The 1,244-nt window shown below is 65.6% G+C and carries 2 protein-coding genes; one reads left to right on the top strand and one right to left on the bottom strand.

Annotation, left to right across the window (positions count from 1 at the left end):
* Positions 1-129 (top strand): secreted peptide amidase (locus HKX41_10365; GenBank protein ID NNC24541.1); only part of this gene is annotated, 129 nt, incomplete at its 5' end.
* 861 nt (positions 130-990) lie between these two features.
* Here HKX41_10365 and HKX41_10370 read toward each other — a convergent pair.
* Positions 991-1,244: alpha/beta hydrolase (locus tag HKX41_10370; protein ID NNC24542.1), on the bottom strand; the 254-nt coding region annotated here is incomplete at its 5' end.

Raw genomic sequence — 1,244 nt, forward strand, 5'->3', positions numbered from 1 at the left:
CTGCCGGTCGGCCTGGTGTTCATGGGCCGGCGCTGGGACGACGCCAAGCTGCTGTCGCTGGGCTATGCCTACGAGCAGATCACCCAGGCGCGCACGGCGCCGAAGTATCGGGTGACGTTGAGTCCTTGAGGCGCTGACGCCTTCAAGCGGGGAGGTCGCCGCACCGTCGTTCGACGCCGAGCGTTCGCGGTCGACGCCACCACCTCGTCATTCCGGCGCACGCCGGAATCCATTTTGATCTTGCCGTTGCTCCCCCCGCCGCCCCGAACTCGCCACAGGCAATCAGAGACCCGAAGGGCGGCGCGCAGGACGCGCGCCGTGCGCCACCCAGGCCATGGATGGCCTGTGTGGCGCATCCCCGCGAAAGCACCGCCCCATAGTGGCTCTTGATTCGAAAACAAGGAAAGCGCCTTTCTTTGGTTACTTTCTTTGGCAAGACAAAGAAAGTGACCCGGCCGCTTGCGGACGGAAGCTGTTGACGTTGGCTGGTCTTCACTCGTAGGCACGAGAGGAGCAGAAGCCAGATCAAAATGGGTTCCGGCTTTCGCCGGAATGACGAGCTGGGGGTTGTGAGGCTTCGGGAGGTTACGGCGGAGCTGCGTCGCTTCGGTTGGATTCCGGCTTTCGCCGGAATGACGGTTGGGAGTTTCTGGTCTTCGGTTAGTTCGGCGGAGCTGCGTCGCTGCGGTTGGTCGCGACTTGCGTCGCTCCTACAGGGAGATACGAAACTTGCCGGAGACCCTGTAGGAGCGGCGCAAGCCGCGACCGCGAAACCATGCATACGACGCAAGCGCGATGTCGCGGTCGCGGCTCGCGCCGCTCCTACAGTCGGATACGAAACTGGCCGGAGCCCCTGTAGGAGCGACGCAAGTCGCGACCGCGACATCGCGCTTGCGACGCAAGCCAGGTTTCGCGGTCGCGGCTCGCGCCGCTCCTACAGGGCTATGCCGTTACAGCGAAGCGGCTGTAGGAGCGGGCCGTGCCGCGGCCTCAGCCGACCGCGCGCGCGGCTTCGTCGATCAGCGCGGCGATCTGCGCCGGCTGCGAGGCCAGCGAGGCGTGGCTGGCGTCCAGGGTGATGGTCTTCTTCGGGTTCATCCGCGCCGACATGCGCTTCTGGTTCTCCGGGTGGATCATGCGGTCGTGGGCCGAGATCTGGTACCAGGTCGGCTTGGACTTCCACGCCGGCTGCGAGATCGCGTCGCCGAAGGTGCTCGCCAGCGGCGCCTTCTGCGTCACCGCCA

Origin of the sequence: Salifodinibacter halophilus (assembly GCA_012999515.1) — a bacterium.
GTDB classification, from domain to species: Bacteria; Pseudomonadota; Gammaproteobacteria; order Nevskiales; family Salinisphaeraceae; genus Salifodinibacter; species Salifodinibacter halophilus.